Origin of the sequence: Dermabacter sp. HSID17554 (assembly GCF_003989295.1) — a bacterium.
In the GTDB taxonomy this organism is placed as follows: Bacteria; Actinomycetota; Actinomycetes; order Actinomycetales; family Dermabacteraceae; genus Dermabacter; species Dermabacter vaginalis.
The window spans coordinates 1-21346 of the sequence record NZ_RBLW01000003.1 but is presented as its reverse complement, the minus strand read 5'-3'; the positions used below and the strand labels follow the sequence as shown (position 1 = coordinate 21346).

At 62.1% G+C, this 21346-nt stretch carries 18 protein-coding genes and 1 tRNA gene; 15 read left to right on the top strand and 4 right to left on the bottom strand.

Translation table 11 applies throughout. The annotated features are described in order from the left end of the window. Positions 1-7: 7 nt before the first annotated feature. From D8M36_RS05740 to D8M36_RS05725, 4 genes are all read right to left on the bottom strand, one after another. Positions 8-337 carry a hypothetical protein gene (locus D8M36_RS05740; protein WP_126847442.1) on the bottom strand — a complete coding sequence of 110 codons (330 nt, stop codon included), beginning with the start codon at positions 335-337 and terminating at the stop codon, positions 8-10. Beyond that, positions 334-1587: a TFIIB-type zinc ribbon-containing protein gene (locus D8M36_RS05735; RefSeq protein WP_238638398.1), complete on the bottom strand. Its 1254-nt coding sequence runs from the start codon at positions 1585-1587 to the stop codon at positions 334-336. Before D8M36_RS05735 ends, D8M36_RS05740 begins: the two co-directional genes overlap by 4 nt. Positions 1588-1676: 89 nt before the next feature. After that, on the bottom strand, positions 1677-2897 hold the full coding sequence (locus D8M36_RS05730; RefSeq protein ID WP_126847438.1) for an SHOCT domain-containing protein: 1221 nt from the start codon (positions 2895-2897) through the stop codon (positions 1677-1679). A gap of 76 nt (positions 2898-2973) precedes the next feature. Continuing rightward, a complete protein-coding gene (locus tag D8M36_RS05725) occupies positions 2974-3633 on the bottom strand; it encodes a TetR/AcrR family transcriptional regulator (RefSeq protein WP_174233103.1) in 660 nt (219 codons plus the stop codon). Between the two features lie 87 nt (positions 3634-3720). Here D8M36_RS05725 and D8M36_RS05720 point away from each other — a divergent pair. The 15 genes from D8M36_RS05720 (at position 3721) to D8M36_RS05650 (ending at position 20873) form a co-directional block, all read left to right on the top strand. Beyond that, positions 3721-3792 (top strand) — tRNA-Gln (locus tag D8M36_RS05720). Between the two features lie 47 nt (positions 3793-3839). Continuing rightward, positions 3840-5300, top strand: coding sequence for a bifunctional UDP-N-acetylglucosamine diphosphorylase/glucosamine-1-phosphate N-acetyltransferase GlmU (glmU, locus tag D8M36_RS05715; protein WP_126847436.1), 1461 nt, complete (start codon positions 3840-3842; stop codon positions 5298-5300). 4 nt (positions 5301-5304) lie between these two features. Beyond that, complete coding sequence (locus D8M36_RS05710) at positions 5305-6285, top strand: ribose-phosphate diphosphokinase (RefSeq protein ID WP_065247658.1); 981 nt, start codon at positions 5305-5307, stop codon at positions 6283-6285. A gap of 224 nt (positions 6286-6509) precedes the next feature. Next, positions 6510-7142: a 50S ribosomal protein L25/general stress protein Ctc gene (locus D8M36_RS05705; RefSeq protein ID WP_126847434.1), complete on the top strand. Its 633-nt coding sequence runs from the start codon at positions 6510-6512 to the stop codon at positions 7140-7142. Positions 7143-7291: 149 nt separating this feature from the next. Continuing rightward, positions 7292-7894: an aminoacyl-tRNA hydrolase gene (pth, locus tag D8M36_RS05700; RefSeq protein ID WP_153246508.1), complete on the top strand. Its 603-nt coding sequence runs from the start codon at positions 7292-7294 to the stop codon at positions 7892-7894. Beyond that, on the top strand, positions 7891-11559 hold the full coding sequence (gene mfd, locus D8M36_RS05695; RefSeq protein WP_126847432.1) for a transcription-repair coupling factor: 3669 nt from the start codon (positions 7891-7893) through the stop codon (positions 11557-11559). Before pth ends, mfd begins: the two co-directional genes overlap by 4 nt. After that, complete coding sequence (locus D8M36_RS10340; RefSeq protein ID WP_238638421.1) at positions 11559-12575, top strand: MazG nucleotide pyrophosphohydrolase domain-containing protein; 1017 nt, start codon at positions 11559-11561, stop codon at positions 12573-12575. Before mfd ends, D8M36_RS10340 begins: the two co-directional genes overlap by 1 nt. A 144-nt stretch (positions 12576-12719) precedes the next feature. Further along, the gene (gene eno, locus D8M36_RS05685) at positions 12720-14000 is read left to right on the top strand and encodes a phosphopyruvate hydratase (protein WP_065247662.1); all 1281 of its coding nucleotides are present in this window, start codon (positions 12720-12722) and stop codon (positions 13998-14000) included. A gap of 217 nt (positions 14001-14217) precedes the next feature. Continuing rightward, positions 14218-14643, top strand: a complete 426-nt coding sequence (locus D8M36_RS05680; RefSeq protein WP_074297113.1) for an FtsB family cell division protein — start codon at positions 14218-14220, stop codon at positions 14641-14643. Between the two features lie 31 nt (positions 14644-14674). Further along, the gene (locus tag D8M36_RS05675; RefSeq protein WP_074297111.1) at positions 14675-15229 is read left to right on the top strand and encodes a DUF501 domain-containing protein; all 555 of its coding nucleotides are present in this window, start codon (positions 14675-14677) and stop codon (positions 15227-15229) included. Next, positions 15226-16191, top strand: a complete 966-nt coding sequence (locus D8M36_RS05670; protein ID WP_074297110.1) for a Ppx/GppA phosphatase family protein — start codon at positions 15226-15228, stop codon at positions 16189-16191. Before D8M36_RS05675 ends, D8M36_RS05670 begins: the two co-directional genes overlap by 4 nt. 39 nt (positions 16192-16230) lie before the next feature. After that, positions 16231-17583 carry an NAD(P)/FAD-dependent oxidoreductase gene (locus D8M36_RS05665; protein ID WP_074297417.1) on the top strand — a complete coding sequence of 451 codons (1353 nt, stop codon included), beginning with the start codon at positions 16231-16233 and terminating at the stop codon, positions 17581-17583. Positions 17584-17771: 188 nt separating this feature from the next. Then, the gene (nagB, locus tag D8M36_RS05660; protein WP_065247666.1) at positions 17772-18545 is read left to right on the top strand and encodes a glucosamine-6-phosphate deaminase; all 774 of its coding nucleotides are present in this window, start codon (positions 17772-17774) and stop codon (positions 18543-18545) included. 71 nt (positions 18546-18616) lie between these two features. Then, entirely contained in the window at positions 18617-20113 is a 1497-nt protein-coding gene (locus D8M36_RS05655; protein ID WP_126847428.1) for an NCS2 family permease, read from the top strand. A 55-nt stretch (positions 20114-20168) separates the two neighbouring features. Further along, entirely contained in the window at positions 20169-20873 is a 705-nt protein-coding gene (locus D8M36_RS05650) for a class I SAM-dependent methyltransferase (protein WP_074297108.1), read from the top strand. The last annotated feature ends 473 nt before the right edge of the window (positions 20874-21346 follow it).

Below are 21346 nucleotides of genomic sequence, written 5' to 3'. Positions count from 1 at the left end.
AGCGGCATCACACCGACATGCGCCGAACACGCTCGCGGGGACTACCGTTATTGCGCCCCGACATCGTCGTGCTCTTGACGCCGTTGCGGCGCCGCCCGGCATTATCAAAAGCTTGGACGTTCGAGACACCAATGCGCGTTTCACTCTCGAAGCGGTATTTCTTGTCCGTGTTGCGGTAACGCAAATAGAAGAACGAGTACACCGACGTAAAAACGACGAACGCGAGAACGAACGGGGCCGCGATGACGGCGACACTCGCGTCCCCACTGCCGGAACTCGAATCAGCGAGGACGTGACCGAGCGTAAGGAGCTCGTGTATGGCGACTGCAGTTCTCATAGGACCACCGCCCCGAGTGCGAGAGGGAGAGTGACGGCAAATGTTGCGATCGCGGAGATTGCGGCGCAGCCGAAGAGCTTGAGTTTGTCTACGGGAACGGAACCCATGGTGCGACCGTTTCGGCCGTTGACGGCAATGTAGTGGATCAAACCATTGCGCTCATCCTGGTAGCTGTACAGCCAGATTGGAAGGTAGAGCGCAACCCAGCGCGTGCCGTGGATCTCGAGCCCTTCGCTTTCCCAACGAACGCCGCGGTCGTAGTCGCGGATCATGAGGTCGGCGCGTGAGCGAGCGATCGAGAGGAAGTTGTTTTCGACAGTGTCGTCGATGTCGTCGATATCGAGGTCACGGCGCTCCGAGGTGAAGCCCGCAAGGTAGTTCGAGTTGTAGGCGACGGCATTCTTGGTGTCGAAAGGGAGAATCGCGTTGAGGACGTTGTTGGTATTCACGCTCGTGTTCATGTTCGCGCGTGAACTGTTGGTTTCCGCGATCAGATCGTCCACCGTGAAATCGAATTTTCGCCCGAGCGTGTATTCCTGGATGTCCGAGACGCGCTCGGTTTGATTTTCGCTTACGCGCCTCGTGTAGCGGCGAAGAGTCACTTCACCCCGGCCCTCGACGGTAGCGGTGAGGTTGCCATCAACGGTCATGTAGGGAACGTAGACGCCCACGACATTTTCGGGTGTGAAGTTCGACTTGAACTGGCTCGTGGCGAAGAAGCGCCGGTCGCCCGCGAACTCGCGAACCTTCGCGACGCCCTGCTCGTGTGTGAGCGCAAAAGGCAGCACGGCATCGGGGACCGCACCGTTAGGGATTTGCTGATTGAGCGAGAGCACCTGGCGGCACCAGTGGCAGCGAGCCTGCAGTGACTCGTTGGTTTTGATAACAACCTCGGCGCCGCAGCCCTGGCACTTGAGCGTCACGACTGAGGCATCGACCGCGATGTCGTTCGTGCCCGAACCGCGCACGGTGCCACGAAGCTGTTCAATGGGGGAGTCGAGCCCGAAGGCCGTCTCCGCGATCTTTTCGTTGAACTCAAAGCGGCAGTACCGGCACACGAGTGCCTGGTGTTGGAGCGAATAGCCGATGTCGGTCGAGCCGCACCTCGGGCACTTGTCGAACCCGTCGGTTTTCCCGCTCGCGGTATTGATGACTCGCTCGGCGGTGGGCTCAACGAGCGTATCCACGATGTCTTGAGCGGCGGTGCGCCCCTTGACGACGTTCACGTCGTTGAGATCGGGGCCGCTCACGTGAGGTGCTCCTTCGGGCCTCGGGCGTGCAGAACCGGCCCCCTGGCCTTCATAAGGTGTGGGGACCGGTCCCGTGCCAGGTGCGTAGGTCAAAGGCCGAGTGCCTTCTTCTTCGCGGCCTCGTAGTCAGCCTCGGTGATGAGACCCTGGTCGAGCATCTCCTTGAACTGAGCGAGCTTCTCCGCGGGGCTCGATTCGGCTCCGGAAGCACCCTGACTGGTCTGCGCCTGTGGGTTCTGCTGACCCTGCGGAGTTTGGCCCTGGCCCGCGAAGGGACCCGACGGCTGCGCGGGCTGCATGAAGCCGCCCACGGCCCCGGCGCCCATACCCATCATGGCGAGACCCGTGCCCCCGCCACCGTTTTCGCCCGCAGACTGCACGCCGCGCGCCACCGCTTGGTTGACGAAGCTCTGATTACGGTTGCCCGAGAGAGCGTCCGCTGCCTGGACGTCCTTGAGGAGCTTGCGGGTGTTCTCGTCGTACTCGATCGAGGCGATCGCGACCTTCTCTATGACGAGGCCGCGGTCGGTCGTCCAGCGGTAGTTTTCCTCGACGACGCTCGAGAGCGAGGCTGCGAGGCCGAGGGAATCGGACTGGATCTTCGTGATGCGGTTGTTCTTATCCGGGTCGTTCGTGTAGCGGGAGAACGCTGGTGCAAGCGAGGACACGACTTCCTGGAACAGTTGGTTCGCAGCGTCGTTGTTCGTATCCGTGAAGTCGAACACCGGGGCGTTCGCCGAGATATAGGTGGCGGGCACCCAGTTATGAACGAAGAGGAGGGGATCGACGATGCGCATCGTGTAGGTGCCGCGTGCAACGGCACCAACCTGCGCGTTCATGTATTGGTCATCCCAGTAGATTTCCGACTGCGTACCGAAGCGATTGTTCGGAAGCTCCTTGAGGCTCACGAAGAACGCGAGCTGCTGCGAGCCGGGCTGACCACCGAACTTGAAGCGCTCCCACGACGTGCCGAGGGTCGAAGCGAGAATCCCGTCGTTCGCGAAAATTGTGCGCGAATTCGGGTCGCCCGAGTGCCACTCGTAGCCGCCGGCCTCGGTGATGAGACCGGTCACGCGACCGTCCTGAAGGGTGATGAGGCCATAACCGGCCGGCACGACAATCCGCGAGCCGTTCGAGATAATGTTCTCGCTCCCGCGGGTGTTTGAGCCGCGGCCAGCATTGGTGCCACGCGGAACCGCGGGGAAGAGCGCCGCGGTGGGCGCGAGGCCCGATGGGACGGTCAGATAGTCCTTCCACTGATCGGCGAAGCTGCCGCCGAGTGCGTCTTTGAAAGCTTGAATGAAACCCACGAAAACTCCTCTGGTAGGGGCCGACAGCCCCAATTATATAAGGGCTATGTCACAGTCAGATGCTGTCTCCTGAGAGTTATTTCGTCTTCGTCTTGCCCTCCACGGTGAGGAGCTGAGGGCTGGCTTCGAGGCCGCGAAGACCGTTCCACGCGAGATTGACGATGTGGCTCGCGACCACCTCTTTCGAGGGGCGGCTCGCCTCGAGCCACCACTGTCCCGTGTAGGAGACGATCCCCACGAGCATCTGCGCATACATCGCTGCATACAGGGACGTGTATTTCTGTGCGTGCATGTGTTTGACGAGCAAGTCCTCGACCTGGTGTGCAACGTCCACGAGCAGCGCCGAATACGTGCCCGATGTTTGCGTCGCGGGGGAGTCGCGCACGAGAATCTGGAATCCGTCCTCGTTTTCCTCGATGTAGGTGAGGAAGGCGAGCGCGGCCTTTTCTACGAGAACGCGCGGATGCTGGTGAACGTCCTGAAGTGCTTCCTCGAGTACGCGCAGGAGGTGGTCGGTTTCGCGATCGACAATGACGGCGTAAAGCCCTTCCTTGCCACCGAAGTGCTCGTAGACGATCGGTTTCGAGACTCCTGCCTTAGCCGCGACCTCCTCAACGCTTGTCGCGTCATAGCCCTTCTGTGCAAAAAGCGAGCGGCCAACGGTGACAAGTTGCTCGCGGCGCTGGCGCCCCGTCATGCGAGGGGAGCGGGCGCGGGGAGAGCGTGAATCAGACATGCGTAACATTTTCTCACGCCGCGGTGTGGATTTTTTTCGCTCGCGGGCCTTGAGGGGCTAGGCTTATCTTCGGCGCCCTCGGGCCCCTCCGCGATGGTGTAATCGGCAACACCCCAGTTTTTGGTTCTGGTATTCTAGGTTCGAGTCCTGGTCGCGGAACGATCCATCACCGGATTGATCGCACCGGATACAAGGAGCACCCTCCCGTGGTCACTCACTCGCCCGCAGCAGTTGTCGTTCTCGCGGCAGGCGCCGGGACACGTATGAAATCCGCACTTCCGAAGGTTCTCCATCCCGTGTGTGGAACCTCGATGCTCATGCACGCCATTACCGCAGCCCGTGCAACGGGAGCCGAAGAGATTGTTGCGGTCGTGCGCCACAAACGCGAACAGGTGCTCGCTCATCTCGAGGAAAATGCCCCCGAGGTTACGGTCGCCGATCAGGATGAGATCCCCGGGACAGGCCGGGCCGTGCAGTGTGGTCTCGAAAAGGTCGAGGCAGCCGTCGGAACCGTGCTCGTGACGTACGGTGACGTGCCCCTCCTTCAAGGTGACACCCTCCGAGCTTTTGTGGAGGCCCACGAGGCAAGCCACTCGAGCGTGTCGATCCTTACCGCGCGCGTCGAGGACCCGACGGGATACGGCCGAATCGTGCGAAGCGCTGATGGCACCCAGGTTGACGCCATCGTGGAGCACAAGGACGCGAGCGAAGAGCAGCGCGCCATCAACGAAATCAACTCGGGCATCTGCGCATTCGACCTCGAGTTCCTGCGCGAAGCGCTCACGAAGGTCGGTACCGATAACTCGCAGGGCGAGATGTACCTCACCGACGTCCCCGGCATCGCGCGTGCCGAGGGAAAGAAGGTCAGCGCCTACGTCACTGACGATCCGATCCAGGTTGAAGGCGCAAACGACCGCGTGCAGTTGAGTGCCCTGGGTGCTGAAATGAATCGCCGCACCCTTGTGCGGCACATGCGCGCCGGCGTGAGCATTATCGACCCCCACTCGACCTTCATCGATCCCGATGTCGAAATTGGCGAGGACACGACGATTCTTCCGGGCGTGCAATTGCACGGACGCTGCGTCATTGGCAGTGAGGTGACCGTCGGACCAGACACCACGTTGACGGACGTCACCATCCACGACCGAGCCGAGGTTGTGCGCACCCACGGTTTTGGTGCCGTCATCGGGGAGGGCGCGACCGTTGGCCCGTTCACCTACCTGCGCCCCGGAACCGTGCTCGGCAAGGCCGGCAAGATTGGCGGTTTCTGCGAAACGAAGAACGCCCAGATCGGCGATGGTGCCAAAGTTCCCCACCTCTCCTACGTGGGTGATGCCGAGATCGGTGAGGGGACAAACATCGGCGCGGCAACAATTTTCGCGAACTACGATGGGGTGCACAAGCACAGGAGCGTCGTTGGCAAGCACGTGCGCGTGGGGAGCGACAGCGTTCTCGTGGCGCCCGTGACGATCGGCGACGGTGCGGCGACGGGAGCCGGCACGGTCGTTCTCAAGGACGTCCCGCCGGGCGCACTCGCCGTCAATAACACCAAGCCTCGAATTACTGAGGGGTGGACGCTCACGAAGCGCGCGGGCACTGCCGCGGCCGAAGCCGCCGAAAATGCGCTTGACCACAACTCTGCAAACGCAACCACCGAGGAGAAGTAAAACGATGAGTGGCATCATCACCAGCGGAGAAAAGCACCTCGTTCTCGTGTCGGGACGTGCTCACCCCGTTCTTGCCGAGGAAGTCGCCAAGGAACTCGGCGTTGACCTTCTCCCGATGGACGCGTGGGATTTCGCGAACGGCGAGATCTATGTGCGGTACGGCGAAAGCGTGCGCGGCGCCGACGTCTTCGTTCTCCAGTCGCATCCCGCACCGATCAACAACTGGCTCATGGAGCACCTCATCATGGTGGACGCGCTCAAGCGCGCTTCCGCCAAGCGCATCACGGCGATTGCCCCGAGCTACCCGTATGCGCGCCAGGATAAGAAGCATCGCGGTCGCGAACCGATCTCGGCCCGCCTCGTCGCCGACCTTTACAAGACCGCTGGCATCGACCGCCTCGTCTCGGTGGACCTCCACGCCCCGCAGGTGCAGGGCTACTTCGACGGTCCCGTTGACCACCTCATGGCGATGCCGATCCTCGCCAAATACGTCGAGGCAACCTACGGCGAAGAGGACCTCTGTGTCGTTTCCCCGGATGCCGGCCGTATCGGCGTCGCTGAGAAGTGGGCTAAGCGCCTCGGCGGTGTGAACCTTGCCTTCGTGCATAAGTCACGCGATCCGCGCCGCCCCAACCAGGCCGTCGCCAAGCGGATCATCGGTGATGTGCAGGGCAAGACCTGCATCCTCGTGGACGACATGATCGACACGGCCGGAACGATTGTGCAGGCCGTTGAAGCCCTCACGAAGAACGGGGCGAAGTCCGTTGTTGTTGCAACGACCCACCCGATCTTTTCCGACCCTGCCGTTGAGCGCCTCAAGAACTCTGGCGTGCGCGAGGTCATCGCGACCAACACGCTTCCCGTGCCCGAGGAGAAGCAGTTCGAGAAGCTCACGATCCTCTCGATCGCCCCGCTCCTCGCACGCGCCATCCGCGCGGTCTTCGACGACGGTTCGGTGACGTCGCTGTTTGACGGGGACGCGTAAACACTCTCCCCTTTTGCCGGCCGCGCTCTCGCGACGAGGTGACGTGCCTCGCTTCACGTCGCCGATAGCCACCCTAGTGTGCGGCCGTGCAATATACTTGGACAGTACTTCGGCGAGGGAGGGGCACGAGCCCGCTCCGTTATCGACGCGGTTATTTCCTTGAGCACGCGCTCGCGCGCTCGGGGCGCGCCGTCTCGCCCCGCTTGACACTCAAGGAGTTTCACATGGCCGAGAACATCAAGGTCGATATCCGTTCTGACTTCGGCAAGGGCTTTGCGCGCCGCATGCGCGCCGAAAGCAAGATCCCCGCGGTTCTGTACGGTCACGGCACCGAGCCGGTTCACCTCGCGCTTCCGTACCACGCGACCGCACTTGCGGCGCGCCACTCGAACGCTCTTCTCGAGCTCGAGATTCCCGAAGCTGACAGCGAGCTCGCAATCATCAAGGACATTCAGCGTCACCCGCTCTCGCGCGACATCCTTCACGTTGACCTCCTCATCGTGAAGCGCGGCGAGAAGGTTGAGGTTGACATCCCCGTCACGGTCGAGGGCGAGCCCGAATCGCCCGCCGTTGCCGTGGTTGACATCCAGGAGATCACCATTCTCGCGGACGCGCTTAGCCTTCCCGAGCACATCGTTGTCGATGTTGAGGGCAAGGTTGAGGGCGATGCGATCTACGCGGGCGACCTCGATCTTGGCGGTGCCGAGCTCGTGACCGATCCCGAGTATCTCGTGGTCTCGATTCAGGTCCCGCAGGTTGACGAAGCTGACCTCGAGACCCCGGGCTCCGAGGACGACGAGGACGAGGAAGCAGCTGAGGGCACCGAAGAAGAGTCGTCGGAGGGCGACGACGAGTGAGTTCTGATCCGCGGCTTCGCGGATCGTGAAATCTGGGGCAGGGGCGTCGCACGAGGTGCGGCGCCCCTGTAGCCTGTTCAGGGGCCGACGGTTGCCGGTCTTTCGTTGTGACGGAAATGTTCCGATCGACACGTGCGGAAAGTGGAGTTGTGAGCGAGACGATGCTGATCGTGGGACTCGGGAATCCGGGTTCCAAATATGAAGCGACGAGGCACAACGTGGGGCACATGGTGCTTGATCGACTTGCCGATTGGGCAGGGGCATCGTTCAAACGGCACAAGAAAGCCAATGCCTCGGTGATCGAAGGGCGCATGGGGGCACACGGTACTGGTCGCCGAGTGGTTCTCGCGAAACTCGGGTGTTACATGAACACCTCGGGTGGGCCCGTGTCGGCCCTCGCCCAGTACTACGGAGTGGACCACGGAAACGTCATCGTGGTGCACGATGAGATCGACACGCAGTTCGGTGCGATCAAGGCGAAGCTTGGCGGGGGAGAAGGCGGGCACAACGGCCTTCGCGACATTACTCGTGCGCTCGGTACGAAAGACTACTTGCGCGTCCGGGTGGGTGTGGGGCGCCCGCCGCAGGGGCGCGACACCGCTGACTATGTTCTCGCGCCATTTTCTATGGCGGAGCGCAAGGTGCTCGACGACCTTGTGACGTCAGCCGGGCAGTGCGTGGAAATGCTTGTGGAAAAGGGACTCGTGGAAGCGCAGCAGGAATTTCACTCGCGCGAGGCGATTCGCCCGTGAGTATCGCCCCCGTTCTCGCGGCTGCCGCGCAGTCCGCCGATCTCGCCCGATTTGCCGAGGCCGATTTCTCGCACGATTCGCTTAGCGTTATCGCCACGAGCGGCATGCACTCGCTCTATCTTGCTGATGCAGCTTCGCGCAGGGGGCCGATGGACCCACTCGTGGTGGTCACCGCCACGACGCGTGAAGCCGAGGACCTCGCCGCCCAGGTTGAAGCATTCGTCCCCGGTGCCAAGGTGGCGCTTTTTCCAGCATGGGAAACACTCCCACACGAGAGGCTTTCGCCGCGAAGCGATACGGTCGCGCGCAGGCTTTCGACTCTGTATACGCTCGCGCACCCCGAGGAAACGGGTGGCGTGGAGGTCCTCATGATGCCCGTGCGCGCGCTCGTGCAGCCCATGGCGCGGGGCCTCGAGAAGCTCGCACCCGTGCATCTTGAACGCGGCGAGTTTATCGAGATCGATGAGCTCGTGGAAAAGCTCGTGGGCGCAGCGTATGCGCGCGTGGATATGGTGTCCGCGCGTGGCGAGTTTGCTGTGCGCGGTGGGATTGTAGACGTGTTCCCACCGACTCTTTCGCATCCCGTTCGCCTCGACTTCTTTGGTGATGAGCTCGAGGAGATCCGCTACTTTTCTGTCGCGGATCAACGCTCGTTGGAGGAGACCCTCGAGGTCGTTGACGCGCCCGCGTGCAGGGAAATTCTCTTGACGGACGAGGTGCGCGAGAGGGCCCGCGCCGCGATCGAGCAGCTTCCCGGAGCGGCCGATCTTCTCGGTCGTCTCGCAGAGGGGATCGCCGTTGAGGGCATGGAGTCCCTGACCCCGCTTCTCGTGGGGGAGATGGTCAGCCTCGTGGATGTGCTTCCCGCAAAGTCGAGTGTCGTTTTCGTGGAGCCGGAGCGGATCCGCACCCGCGTGGAGGAGCTCGTGCGCACGACGGACGAGTTCCTTGAAGCCGCATGGACCAGTGCGGCACAGGGCGGCGCTGTACCGATCGACGTGGCGCAAGCAAGTTTTTCGACGCTTGAAGACACGCTCGGAGAGCTTGAAGCTCGGCAGATTCCCGTCTCGAGTATTGCACCGTTTGGGCTCGATGCTGATCTCACATCACACGCAAAGCCGCACCCGGGCTATGGTGGCTCGATTGCGAATGCCGCGCGTGATCTCGCACAGCACGTGAGCGAAGGCTGGCGGGTGGTCCTCACAACCGCCGGCGCGGGAACCGGGCGCCACATTGCCGAGGCGCTCACGCAGGCCGGAGTCGCGGCGCGCTTTAGCGCCGACCTCGACGAGGAGCTTTCCGCGACTCACGTGAGCATTACGACCGGGCCAATTACCGAGGGCGTCCTCCTCGAGGACGTCAAGATTATGCTCATGTGCGAGCGGGACATGACGGGCAAATCCGCTGCGCGCCGCTCCAGCAGCAAGAAGCTCGCCTCGCGCAGGCGTGCGAGCGTTGACCCGCTCCAGCTTTCTCCCGGCGATTACGTGGTGCACAACCACCACGGGGTCGGGCGGTTTGTGGAGATGACGAGCCGCACCGTGGGCACGGGCGATAAGCGTGCGACACGCGAGTATCTCGTGATCGAGTATGCGAGCTCGAAGAAGGGCCAGCCGGGTGACCGGCTGTACGTGCCGAGTGATCAGCTTGATCAGGTCACGAAGTACGTTGGCGGCGAGACGCCGAGCGTGAACAAGATGGGGGGAAGCGACTGGTCGAAGACCAAATCGCGCGCACGCAAAGCCATCCGCGAGATCGCCGACGAGCTCGTGCGGCTCTATAGCGAACGCCAGCGAAGCTCAGGCTTTGCTTTTTCGCCTGACACACCGTGGCAGCATGAACTCGAGGATGCTTTCGAATATACGGAAACTCCCGATCAGCTCTCGACGATCGACGATATTAAGCGGGACATGGAAAAGCCGCTCCCGATGGATCGTCTCGTGTGTGGCGACGTGGGCTATGGCAAAACCGAGGTTGCGGTACGCGCAGCATTCAAGGCCGTCCAAGACGGTAAGCAGGTTGCGGTTCTATGCCCCACCACCCTTCTCGCCCAGCAGCACATCGAAACGTTCACTGAGCGCTACGCGGGATTCCCCGTGAACGTGCGAGGCCTTTCGCGGTTCCAGACTCCATCCGAGTCGAAAGCTGTGATCGAAGGACTCAAGGACGGCTCGGTTGACGTGGTGATTGGCACCCACCGCCTGATCACAGGGCAGGTGCGGTTTAAGGATCTTGGCCTCATCATCGTTGATGAGGAGCAGCGCTTTGGCGTTGAACACAAGGAAACGCTCAAGGCGCTTCGCACGAATGTTGACGTGCTCGCGATGTCGGCGACGCCGATCCCGCGAACTCTCGAGATGGCCGTGACCGGCATTCGAGAACTTTCCACGCTTGCCACGGCCCCCGAGGAGCGCCACCCCGTGCTGACGTACGTCGGTGCTCACGAGGACGCGCAGGTAAAGGCCGCGATCAGGCGCGAGCTGCTTCGTGAGGGCCAAGTGTTCTACATTCACAACCGCGTGGAAGATATTGACCGTACCGCCGAGCACTTGCGCGAGCTCGTGCCCGGTGCGCGCGTGGAGGTTGCCCACGGCAAACTGAACGAGGCTCAGCTCGAGCGGGTCATTCTTGACTTCTGGGAAAAGCGCTTCGATGTGCTCGTGTGTACGACGATCGTCGAGACGGGGCTCGATATCTCGAGCGCGAACACTCTCATTGTTGAAAACGCCGATCGTTTTGGGCTCTCGCAGCTTCACCAGCTCCGCGGCCGCGTGGGGCGTTCGCGAGATCGTGCCTACGCCTACTTCCTGTATCCGCCGGCAAAACCGCTCACGGAAACGGCTCACGATCGCCTGACGACCCTTGCAACGCATTCCGAGCTTGGCGCCGGCATGCAGGTCGCGATGAAAGACCTCGAGATCCGCGGCGCGGGCAATCTCCTCGGCGGGGAGCAGTCGGGGCACATCGCCGGCGTCGGCTTTGACCTCTACGTGCGCATGGTTGGCGAGGCCGTCGCGGCGTTCAAGGGTGAACTCGACCAAGGCGCGAAGGAGACGAAGGTCGAACTCCCACTCAACGCACACATTCCCGTCGAATACATCGATTCCGAGCGTCTGCGCCTCGAAGCGTATTCAAAGATTTCGGCGGCGAAGAGCGCGGACGAACTCGAAGGCGTGCGTGCCGAGGTCGAAGACCGCTACGGTAAGCCACCAGCCGAGGTTGAACGGCTCTTCCACGTCGCGCGTTTCCGCTTGGATGCCTCCGAGGCGGGCATCGACGAGGTGCAGGTGCAAGGCAAGATGATTCGTTTTGCCCACGTCGAAGTCTCCGACAGCGTCCAATTGAAGCTTCGCAGGCTGTACCCGGGAACTGTTCTCAAGCCTGCTCTTCGCCAGGTGCTCATTCCACACCCGCGAACCCAGCGCATTGGGGGCATTCCGCTTGCTGATGAGGAACTGCTTGAGTTTTGTCGCGGCGTGCTGGCGCACCTCAAGCCTGAGTGGGCGAAAGAACGCGGCATCGAGGTGGCCGAGCAGCCGTCGGCACCCTCCCGCGCGCGTTCGTTCGGTTCGCGATCACCGCGCGCGAGCAGGCTCGAGAATTCGCGCCGCGACGCGCCGCAAGGGACACGCCAGGCGGGTCTTGGACGAAAGGGACATGCGTGATGAACGGGTCTTTTTCGGGTGAGCTCAAGGTTGTTCCCGTCTCGCCTCTGAACGCGCCGGGGCTCATGACCTCGCGCGGCTGGGACACTCTCAGGGGTGCCGCGAGCGTTGCCCTGTCGTGCGCGCACCCGGCGTGGGAGGCGCACGTGCGCGAGGCCGGGATCGAGTGCGTGCGGCTTGAAAGCGCAAGTGCACACGAGCTTGCGCGCTCGGTCGGCGCCTGGCTCGAGGATTCCGACGGCTGCCCGGGCGGGTATCTCGCCTGGCTCTGCGATTCCGAGTACCCCCACCTTCCGTCGCCGATTGAGACGATTAGCGCGCTCGAAGAGGCCTCCGGTGGGCCTATCGATGCGGATTATGTTTTCGCGTCCCCCGTCGCTCCCGGCGCTGCGGTCGTCGAGTCGGTGAGGATTATGCACGAGCTTCGAAGCCCGGGTGGTGATCCGTGGAGCGCTGCCCAAACACACGGTTCTCTTTCGCGATACTTGCTCGAGGAAACCCACGAGGTTCTTGCCGAACTTGAGCGCGAGCCGATTCGTACATCGGAGCTCGTTGACGAGTTCGGGGACCTGCTGTTTCAGCTCGTGTTTCATGCGCGAATCGGCATGGAGGAAGCTGAGCCGTGGACGCTGGATTCGGTTGCCCGGTCTCTCAACGCGAAAATGTATCGCCGAAACCCTCATGTGTTTGGACCCGAGCGCGAGGATTTGAGCATTGAGGAGATTACGGCGCGGTGGGACCGCATCAAGTCGCAGGAGAAGCCGCGCCGTGCACTCGCCGAGGGGATTCCACTCGCCCTTCCCGCACTCCAGCGGGCGTTCAAGATCGCCGCGCGTGCGCAAGCTGCGGGGCGGGAGGAAGAGCTACGTGAACTCCTCAGTGAGGTCGCCCCGCACGACAGCGACGGGGCGCGGCTCATGACCATTGCGATCGCGGCGGCGCGGCGTGAGGACGACCCGGAATCGGCGCTGCGTACGCTCGTGTCTCGGCTCGAAGCTGAGCTTCTTCGCGACTGAAGTCCCACCCTGTGACGTGGGACTCATGCGCCGCGCCCGAGGTGTGAGTGCCCCTTCAGGGAGATCACACATTTCACACTAGACTTGAGGGCGAAGGTCAAAGGCGACCCGCCACTTGAAAATCCTGACTAAGGAGGCCATCTCATGGCATTCATCTTCGACGTTCGCGGTCGCGAGATTCTCGATTCGCGCGGCAACCCCACCGTTGAGGTCGTTCTGACGACCGACGAGGGCTACCAGTTCCTCGGCCAGGTTCCTTCGGGCGCCTCGACCGGTGCTTTCGAGGCCGTTGAGCGCCGCGATGGTGACAAGGGCCGTTACCTCGGCAAGGGCGTTTCGCAGGCTGCTGCCGCGGTCGCCGAAGAGCTCTCCGAGAAGATCGAGGGCATGGACGTTACCGACCAGCGTGCGATTGACCTTGCGATGATCGAGGCTGACGGCACCGACAACAAGGGCAAGATTGGCGCAAACGCCATCCTCGGCGTCTCGATCGCCGTAGCAAAGGCCGCTGCTGCCGAGGCTGAACTTCCCCTCTACCGTTACGTGGGCGGCCCGAATGCGCACGTTCTCCCCGTTCCCATGATGAACATCCTCAACGGCGGCTCGCACGCTGATTCGAACGTGGACATCCAGGAATTCATGATCGCCCCGATCGGCGCCCCGACTTTCGTTGAGGCCGTCCGCATGGGCGCCGAGGTTTACCACAACCTCAAGAAGGTTCTTCATGATCGCAGCCTCGCCACCGGTCTTGGTGACGAGGGCGGCTTTGCCCCGAACCTTGAGTCGAACCGTGCCGCTCTCGACCTCATCATCGAGGCCATCGAGAAGGCGGGCTTCACCCCGGGTAAGGATGTCGCACTTGCGCTCGACGTCGCTGCCTCGGAGTTCTACGAAGACGGCTCCTACCTCTTCGAAGGTGAGAAGAAGTCGGCCGAAGACATGATCGCCTACTACAGCGAGCTCGTGGATGCCTACCCGCTCGTGTCGATCGAGGACCCGCTCGATGAGGAAGACTGGGACGGCTGGGTTGCCATCACCGAGAAGCTCGGCAAGAAGGTCCAGCTCGTTGGCGACGACCTCTTTGTGACCAACCCCGTGCGCCTCGGTAAGGGCATCGAAAATGGTGCCGCGAACGCGCTCCTCGTGAAGGTCAACCAGATCGGCACTCTCACCGAAACCTTTGAGGCCGTGGATCTGGCGACCCGCAATGGCTTCTCCTCGATGATGTCGCACCGTTCGGGCGAGACCGAGGACACGACCATTGCTGATCTCGCCGTCGCGCTTGGCACCGGCCAGATCAAGACCGGTGCTCCCGCTCGCGGCGAGCGCGTGAACAAGTACAACCAGCTCATCCGCATCGAAGATGAGCTTGGCGACTCGGCCGTGTACGCGGGCGCTTCGGCATTCCCGCGCTTCAAGGCCTGAGCAGTTTACGATAGGGCGTATGCCTGATTCAGTAACGCGCCGTAGGAGCGCCCCGTCGTCACCGGCGGGGCGCTCCTCGGCGTCACGGCGGCGCCAAAGCGCTGCCCCATCGGCCCTGGCTGCACGGTCGAGCCGCCGCCCGGCATCCGGCCGCACAAAGACCCCCCGTAGGAATACCTCCCGTGCGCAAGGATCGGTAAGAGCTGGCGCCCGCAAGGTGCTCACGCCCATCGCGGGGCTTACGGGCCGCTCGCTCGTGTTGCTCGCGATTACCCTGATCGCGCTCGTGGCGCTCGTGCCAACCGTCAACGGGTACGTCATGCAGCAGCAACGACTCAGCAGCCTGCGGGCGCATGTTGCCGAGCAAGAGCGAGAGGTTGAGGGCCTCGAGGCCGAAGTGGCCCGGTGGCAGGATCCAACGTTCGTCTCCGCGCAGGCTCGCAAACGCTTGCTGTTTGCCTACCCCGGGGAAACGCAATATCGTTTGACGGATTCGAGCGGCGCGGAGGTTCCCCAAACCGAACAGGCGGCTTACGAGGAAAAACTCGCAAAAACCGCGTGGTTCAGCACCATGTGGGACTCACTCGTGGCCTCGAGCCAGGCAGCTCCACCCGAGGACCCCGCCGACACATTGGGCCCGTAAAGCCCCATAGACCGAAAGGTTTCAGTGCTCCATGCCCACCCCGCTTGAACCACTCCCGTTCGAGAGCGAGGCAACCGAGGGCGATCTTGCCCTCATGGCCCGTCAACTTGGCCGCACGATGCGCGGCGTCCACTCGATTGCACGTCGCTGCGCGTGCGGAGCGCCCGCCGTCGTACGCACGACACCACGGCTTCCCGATGGTTCCCCTTTCCCCACCAGTCTCTATCTCACGCTACCGTCGATGGTCGAGGCCTGCTCGCGTCTCGAAGCGCGCGGGCTGCTCGCCGAGTGGACGGCTGAACTCGAGGGGAGCGAGGAGCTCAAAGAGCGCTATGCGCGCGCCCACGAACGCTATCTGGTGCGTCGCGCCGAGCTTGGCAACGCCGAGGAAATTGAGGGCATCAGTGCGGGCGGAATGCCGTCGCGAGTAAAGTGCCTGCACGCGGTGGTTGGTCAGGCCCTCGCAGAGGGGCCCGGCGTGAATCCCTTCGGTGACCGCGCGCTTGAGATGGCTTCCGTTGAAACAACTATCGACCGATGCCGCTGCGAGGTTACGCCTGCAACGCTTGAGGAGGCAGAAAAATGAGCCGCCGCGTCGCCGCGATTGATTGCGGCACCAATTCGATTCGCCTCCTCGTTGCCGAGGAGGATTCCGACGGTTCCCTGCGCGACATCGCCCGCGACATGCAAATTGTGCGCCTTGGTTACGGGGTCGATCGCACGGGGCGCCTTGACCCCGAGGCGATCGCGCGCACGCTCGCTGCGACGCGCGAATACGCGAAAGTCATTGAAACGAGCGACGTAGAGGGCGTGCGGTTTGCCGCCACGAGTGCAAGCCGTGATGCTGAGAACCGCGCCGAGTTTATCGATGGCGTGCGGGAAATTCTCGGGATCGAACCCGAAGTTATTGAGGGAACGGAAGAAGCAAGTCTCAGCTACCGTGGCGCTGTGGCAACGCTCCCGGATCCTGGACCATCGCCGCGCCTCATTGTTGACATTGGCGGGGGCTCGACCGAACTCGTATATGGCGAAGATGAGCCGCTCGCCGAAATAAGCCTCGATATGGGCTCGGTGCGCCTCACCGAAAGGCATCTGAGCGCGGATCGCGTAAGCGAAGATGACATCGAAGCCGCGACGCGCGACATTGATGCGCTGCTCGACTCAGCCGCGCGCGCAATCGATTTCGCGTCGGTGCGAGGCATCGTGGGCGTCGCAGGAACCGTGACGACGCTGACTGCCATCGCCCTGGGTCTCGAGGAATACACGCCTGAGTTGAGCCACGGTGCGAGCATCGATCCCGAGGATTTCACGGCGCTCAGCTACCGAATTCTTCGCTCGAGCTCCACGGAGCTTTCGGCGTTTCCGGCGATCCACCCCGGTCGGGTTGACGTGATCGGCGCGGGAGCGCTGATCTGGGCGCGAATTCTCGAGCGCGTGGCGAACGAGGGGAGCCTCGAGCGCATCACCACAAGCGAACACGACATCCTGGATGGGCTCGCCATGAGCGTGCTCGATTCACTCAGTTTGGAAAAGCCCCAGCGTGATTGAATTGCATCGTTAGCGATGTGGAAAGGCAAGTTCACACACATGAACATCAATTCAGGAAACAAGCCGCACGTTCTCGTTCTCGGTGGCGGCAGCGTTGGCATGAACGTCGCAGCCGAACTGCGTAAGAAGGCTGGCAACAACGTTGCCATCACGGTCGTGGACACACGCCCGTACCTCACGTACCAGCCGTTCCTGCCCGAAGTTGGCGCCGGTGCGATTGACCCGCGCAACGTTCTCGCTCCGCTGCGCAAGGTCCTGCAGGGGACGAAAGTCGTGACGGGCGCGGTCGAGAAAATCTCGCATGCGGATCGCGTCGTGACCGTCGCCCTCGAAGGCGAAGAATCGATTGAGATTAGCTACGACTACCTTGTCGTGGGGCTCGGCTCCGTTCCGCGTACGCTCCCGATTCCGGGCCTCGCGGAAAACGCGATTGGCTTCAAGTGGGTCGAGGAAGCCGTCGCTGTGCGCAACCGCATTCTCAGCAACCTCGCTGAGGCTGCGTCGACCAAGGATCCGGAAACCCGCAAGCGCCTGTTGACCTTCACGTTCGTGGGCGGCGGCTTCGCGGGCTCGGAAGCCCTTGCTGAAGCAGAAGACATGGTCTCCGCTGCCCTCCAGTACTACCCGGATCTCCACCCCTCGGATGTCCGCTTCGTCATGATCGAAGCCATGGGCCGGATTCTCCCGGAGGTGGGCGAGGAACTCGGCAAGTATGCGCTCAAGCAGTTCCGTGAGCGCGGTATCGAGGTGAAGCTCGAAACGTTCCTCAACTCGTGTGAGAACGGCATCGTCAAGACCTCCGATGGCGACGAGTTCGCCTCCGACCTCATCGTGTGGTGCGCCGGCATCAAGCCGAACCCCGTTCTCGAGAACTCGGATTTGCCGCTCAACCAGACCGGTCGACTCGACTGCCTCGCGGATCTGCGCGTCAAGAGCGAAGACGGCCCCCTCGAAGGTGTCTTTGCCGCGGGCGACTGCACGACCGTGCCGGACCTCGCCTCGGGCGAAGGCAAGGTATGCCCGCCGAACGCTCAGCATGCTGTGCGCCAGGCCAAGACCCTCGCCGACAACGTGGCACGTGCGATCGATTCGCGCCCGCTCGTGGACTACTACCACAAGAACCTCGGCACGATGGCAACCCTCGGCATGTTCAAGGGCGTTGGCACGCTGTTCATCGGTGACAAGAAGGTGGAGCTCAAGGGCCTTCCGGCATGGCTCGGCGCTCGCGCCTACCACGTTTACGCGATGCCTACGCTCGGTCGAAAGGCCGGTGTCGTCGCGGGTTGGGCAAGCTCCCTTCTTGGCAACCGCGAAATCCTCGGCATTGCGCAGACGACCGAGCCGCGCAAGGCCTTTGAACTCGCAGCAGCTTCAACCCCGAAGAAGAAGTAACTTTTGAGCATAAGCGCGTAGTTTTATCGTGCGCATACGCAAGGCCCGGCACCTCGAGGTGCCGGGCCTTGCTGCTCTCGAAGTGGGGTAACTATGCTTGAGAGAGCGCATGCGCGAGAACAACACAGGCGTTGATGAAGGCCGGCAAGCGTCGGCCCCACGCGCCCCCGAACTGAGCCGGAGATGCCATGGAAATTTACATCCGTCCACATGCCGATGACGCGAGCAAGATCGTTGCCGATCACATCGAAGCGGTGATCCGCGAGGCGAACGGTGGCCCGGTCACGCTCGGTCTTGCCACGGGTTCGTCTCCAATTGCGGCGTATGACGAGCTCGCACGCCGCCACCGCGAGGAGGGGCTGAGCTTTGCGGAGGTCACGGTGTTCATGCTGGACGAATACGTGGGACTTTCTCCCGAGCACCCGCAAAGCTACGCACGCTTTATTCGCGAGCACCTCGTGGAGAAGGTTGACCTTGATCCCGAAAAGGTGTTTTGCCCCCGCGGTGACACCGGCGACCCGGCTCTGGAAGCAGCGCGCTATGATGCCGCAATCAAGGATGCGGGTGGTGTCGACCTTCAGCTTCTCGGAGTGGGGGCGACCGGCCACATCGGATTCAACGAACCTGGCACGTCGCTCGCCTCGCGCACGCACCTCGTGACCCTTACACCGAAGACCATTGCCGATAACGCACGATTCTTCGAGTCGAAGGATGACGTTCCCGTACACGCGATTAGCCAGGGCGTTGGTACCATCCGCGAGGCCAAGAAGCTTCTCCTGATCGCCACTGGCGAGAATAAAGCCGAAGCCATTCGCCAGACGATCGAGGGTGGCGTGAGCGCACGCTGGACTTCGACCGCGCTTCAGCTGCACGAAGATGCGACGATCGTCGTGGACAGCGCCGCGGCTTCGAAGCTTGACTACCTCGACTACTACCGCTTTATCGACGCGAACCGTCAGTAAGCAGCCCCTGCGCGAGGTTTTCGTCTCGCTGGCCCGGTGCAAAGCTTCGCTTTGACCGGGCCTTTCTTACAATGGGCTGCATGTCCCAAACCCAAAATGCACCCTCAACAGGCGCGCCTTCGTCGCGCCTCGATTCTTTCTTCTCGATTTCGAAGCGCGGCTCGACCGTTGGGCGTGAAGTACGCGGCGGCATGGTCACGTTCTTCGCGATGTGTTACATCATCGTTCTCAATCCGCTCATCATCGGCACAGTCCCGGATTCCACCGGCATGTATCTCGGAGGCGGAACCGAGCCCAACATGCCCGCTGTCGCTGCGGGCACCGCGCTGATCGCCGCAATCTGCTCGATCTTCATGGGGGCGTGGGCGAACTTCCCCCTCGCGATGGCTGCGGGGCTCGGCCTCAACGCTTATCTTGCCTACGGTGTCGTTTCTTTGCCCGGAATGACGTGGGCGGGGGCTATGGGCCTCGTTCTCGTGGAGGGCGTCATTATCCTCCTGCTCGTGCTCACGGGTTTCCGTAAGGCCGTGTTCTTGGCGGTTCCGCAGTTCTTGAAAACCGCCATTGCCGTGGGTATGGGCCTCTTTATCGCTTTCATTGGCCTCATCAACGCGCGCTTTGTGACAACCGGCGGTGGCACGCCTGTGCAACTCGGCAACTCCGGTTCGCTCATTGGCTGGCCCACTGCTGTGTTCGTCTTTGGTCTCGTCCTCATGATCCTGCTCTGGGTGAGGAAAGTTCCCGGCGCCATTCTCATTGCCATCATCGCCGCCACCGTGCTTGCCATTGTTGTGGAGAACACCGTGGGAATCGGCCAGTTTGCTCCCGCGACTGACGCCGATGCCGGTAATCCCTACGGTTGGTCCATGAATGTGCCGGCGCTCAGTACGAGCGCCTTCGCGCTTCCGGATCTTGGCACGCTGTTCCAGGTCGACCCGATCGGCGGCTTGCGCGCGGTGGGCGTCGTAGGCGCCATCATCGTGGTGTTCTCCCTCCTCCTCGCGGACTTTTTCGACACGATGGGCACGATGGTTGCCGTGGGCACCGAAGCTGGCCTCGTGGACGAGAACAGTGACGTTGAAAATAGCCAGCGTGTGCTCGTCGCCGATTCCGTGGGCGCAATCATGGGTGGCGTCGGCGGTGTCTCTTCCAACACGAGTTTCGTGGAAAGCGCGACGGGCGTGGGTGAAGGTGCTCGTACGGGTCTCGCTACCGTCGTGACGGGCCTGTGCTTCCTCATCGCGATGTTCCTGTCGCCGATCGTTGCGCTCGTTCCCTACGAGGCGGCAACGCCAGCGCTTGTTCTCGTGGGCTTCCTCATGATGAGCCAAGTGGTCGAGATCGACTTCAGCGATCTCACGAAGGCGATCCCGGCCTTCCTTACGATCATCCTCATGCCGTTCGCGTATTCCATCACCGTTGGCATGGGTGCGGGCTTCATCATGTATGGGGTCATCCAGATCGTCGTGGGTAACGCCAAGAAGGTGCACTGGCTCATGTACGTTGTGAGCGCGCTTTTCGTGCTGTATTTCCTCCGTGACGCACTCACGGGGCTGCTCGGACTCTGACGCGCGTGCGATGAGCCACGCGCGTTCCGTGCGGCGATCAGGCACAATGGAAGTCATGACGCGAGCCGACTTGACGAAGAACCCCGCCGATGTTTCCACGATGTTCGACGACGTTGCGGGGCGCTACGACCTCCTCAACACCGTTCTGGCCTTTGGACAGGACCGCGGATGGCGCACCGCCATGGTCGAGGCGCTTGATCTGCCGAAGGGGAGTGGGGCTCGAGTACTCGATGTTGCCGCGGGCACGGGCACGTCGAGCGCAGCCATTGCGCGCGAGGGGCTTCAGGTGCTTGCCTCGGATTTCTCTGCTGGCATGATGGCTGAGGGGCGCAAGCGGCAACCGCATATCCCGTTCGTGGGGGCCGACGCCACCAACCTTCCGTTCAAACCGCACTCTTTTGATGCGGCCGTGATCAGCTTCGGATTGCGTAACGTCGTGGAACCGAAGAAGGCGCTTTCCGAGATGACCCGCGTGGTCAAGCCCGGTGGCGCGGTCGTGGTGTGTGAATTCTCGACCCCGAAGAATCGGGCGTTCAGGCACGTCTATTCGCGCTACATCATGGGGTTGCTCCCTCGCGTGGCCTCGCAGGTCTCGGCGAACGGTGCAGCCTATAGCTATCTCGCGGAATCGATTCTCGCGTGGCCAGACCAAGAGGGGCTTCGCGAGTGGTTTCTTGACCTCGGACTTGAGCGCGTGCAGTATCGCAACTTGAGTGGCGGGATTGTTGCGCTTCACAGGGGCTACGTTCCTAGCCACTAGAACTGCCGCTTCGCGGAGCGTTCCGTCCCCTCCTTCACGACCCCCAAAAGCCGTTCAGCGCAGCGGCGTTTGGGGGTTTTTATGGTGTGGGCCACGAATGGGTGGTGTGGGGTTGCGTGGTGGTGGGGGTGTGGGTAATGTTTTTCCTCGTTGCCCCGGAAGGGATGCGGCGGATGCGGACCGGTTGAGACTGGTTTGTGTGTGGCGTGTTTTGGCTTGGTGGGCTGGGTTTTCACTCTTGTTGGTGTTGCGGATCACGTGGCATGGATTTGACGGGGTGGGCCTGGTTCGGTAAGTTGTAGGGGTTGCTCCAAAACGAAGTGCTCTGGTGGGTGCGGGTGTTTGGGTGCGCATGTTGTTTGATATCTCAATAGTGTGTCTGTTTATTGATGCCAATTTTTTTGGCAGGAACATTGAATTTCTTGTTCAATTTCTGGATGGTCAGCGTAATGTTGATTGTTTTGTTTCTGCTG

Bases quoted from the DNA above. Each gene is read 5' to 3' on its own strand.
- D8M36_RS05740 (WP_126847442.1), bottom strand. From the start codon at position 337: ATGAGAACTGCAGTCGCCATACACGAGCTCCTTACGCTCGGTCACGTC.
- D8M36_RS05725 (WP_174233103.1), bottom strand. From the start codon at position 3,633: ATGTCTGATTCACGCTCTCCCCGCGCCCGCTCCCCTCGCATGACGGGG.
- D8M36_RS05710 (WP_065247658.1), top strand. From the start codon at position 5,305: ATGAGTGGCATCATCACCAGCGGAGAAAAGCACCTCGTTCTCGTGTCG.
- D8M36_RS05705 (WP_126847434.1), top strand. From the start codon at position 6,510: ATGGCCGAGAACATCAAGGTCGATATCCGTTCTGACTTCGGCAAGGGC.
- D8M36_RS10340 (WP_238638421.1), top strand. From the start codon at position 11,559: ATGAACGGGTCTTTTTCGGGTGAGCTCAAGGTTGTTCCCGTCTCGCCT.
- eno (WP_065247662.1), top strand. From the start codon at position 12,720: ATGGCATTCATCTTCGACGTTCGCGGTCGCGAGATTCTCGATTCGCGC.
- D8M36_RS05675 (WP_074297111.1), top strand. From the start codon at position 14,675: ATGCCCACCCCGCTTGAACCACTCCCGTTCGAGAGCGAGGCAACCGAG.
- D8M36_RS05670 (WP_074297110.1), top strand. From the start codon at position 15,226: ATGAGCCGCCGCGTCGCCGCGATTGATTGCGGCACCAATTCGATTCGC.
- D8M36_RS05665 (WP_074297417.1), top strand. From the start codon at position 16,231: ATGAACATCAATTCAGGAAACAAGCCGCACGTTCTCGTTCTCGGTGGC.
- nagB (WP_065247666.1), top strand. From the start codon at position 17,772: ATGGAAATTTACATCCGTCCACATGCCGATGACGCGAGCAAGATCGTT.
- D8M36_RS05655 (WP_126847428.1), top strand. From the start codon at position 18,617: ATGGGCTGCATGTCCCAAACCCAAAATGCACCCTCAACAGGCGCGCCT.
- D8M36_RS05650 (WP_074297108.1), top strand. From the start codon at position 20,169: ATGACGCGAGCCGACTTGACGAAGAACCCCGCCGATGTTTCCACGATG.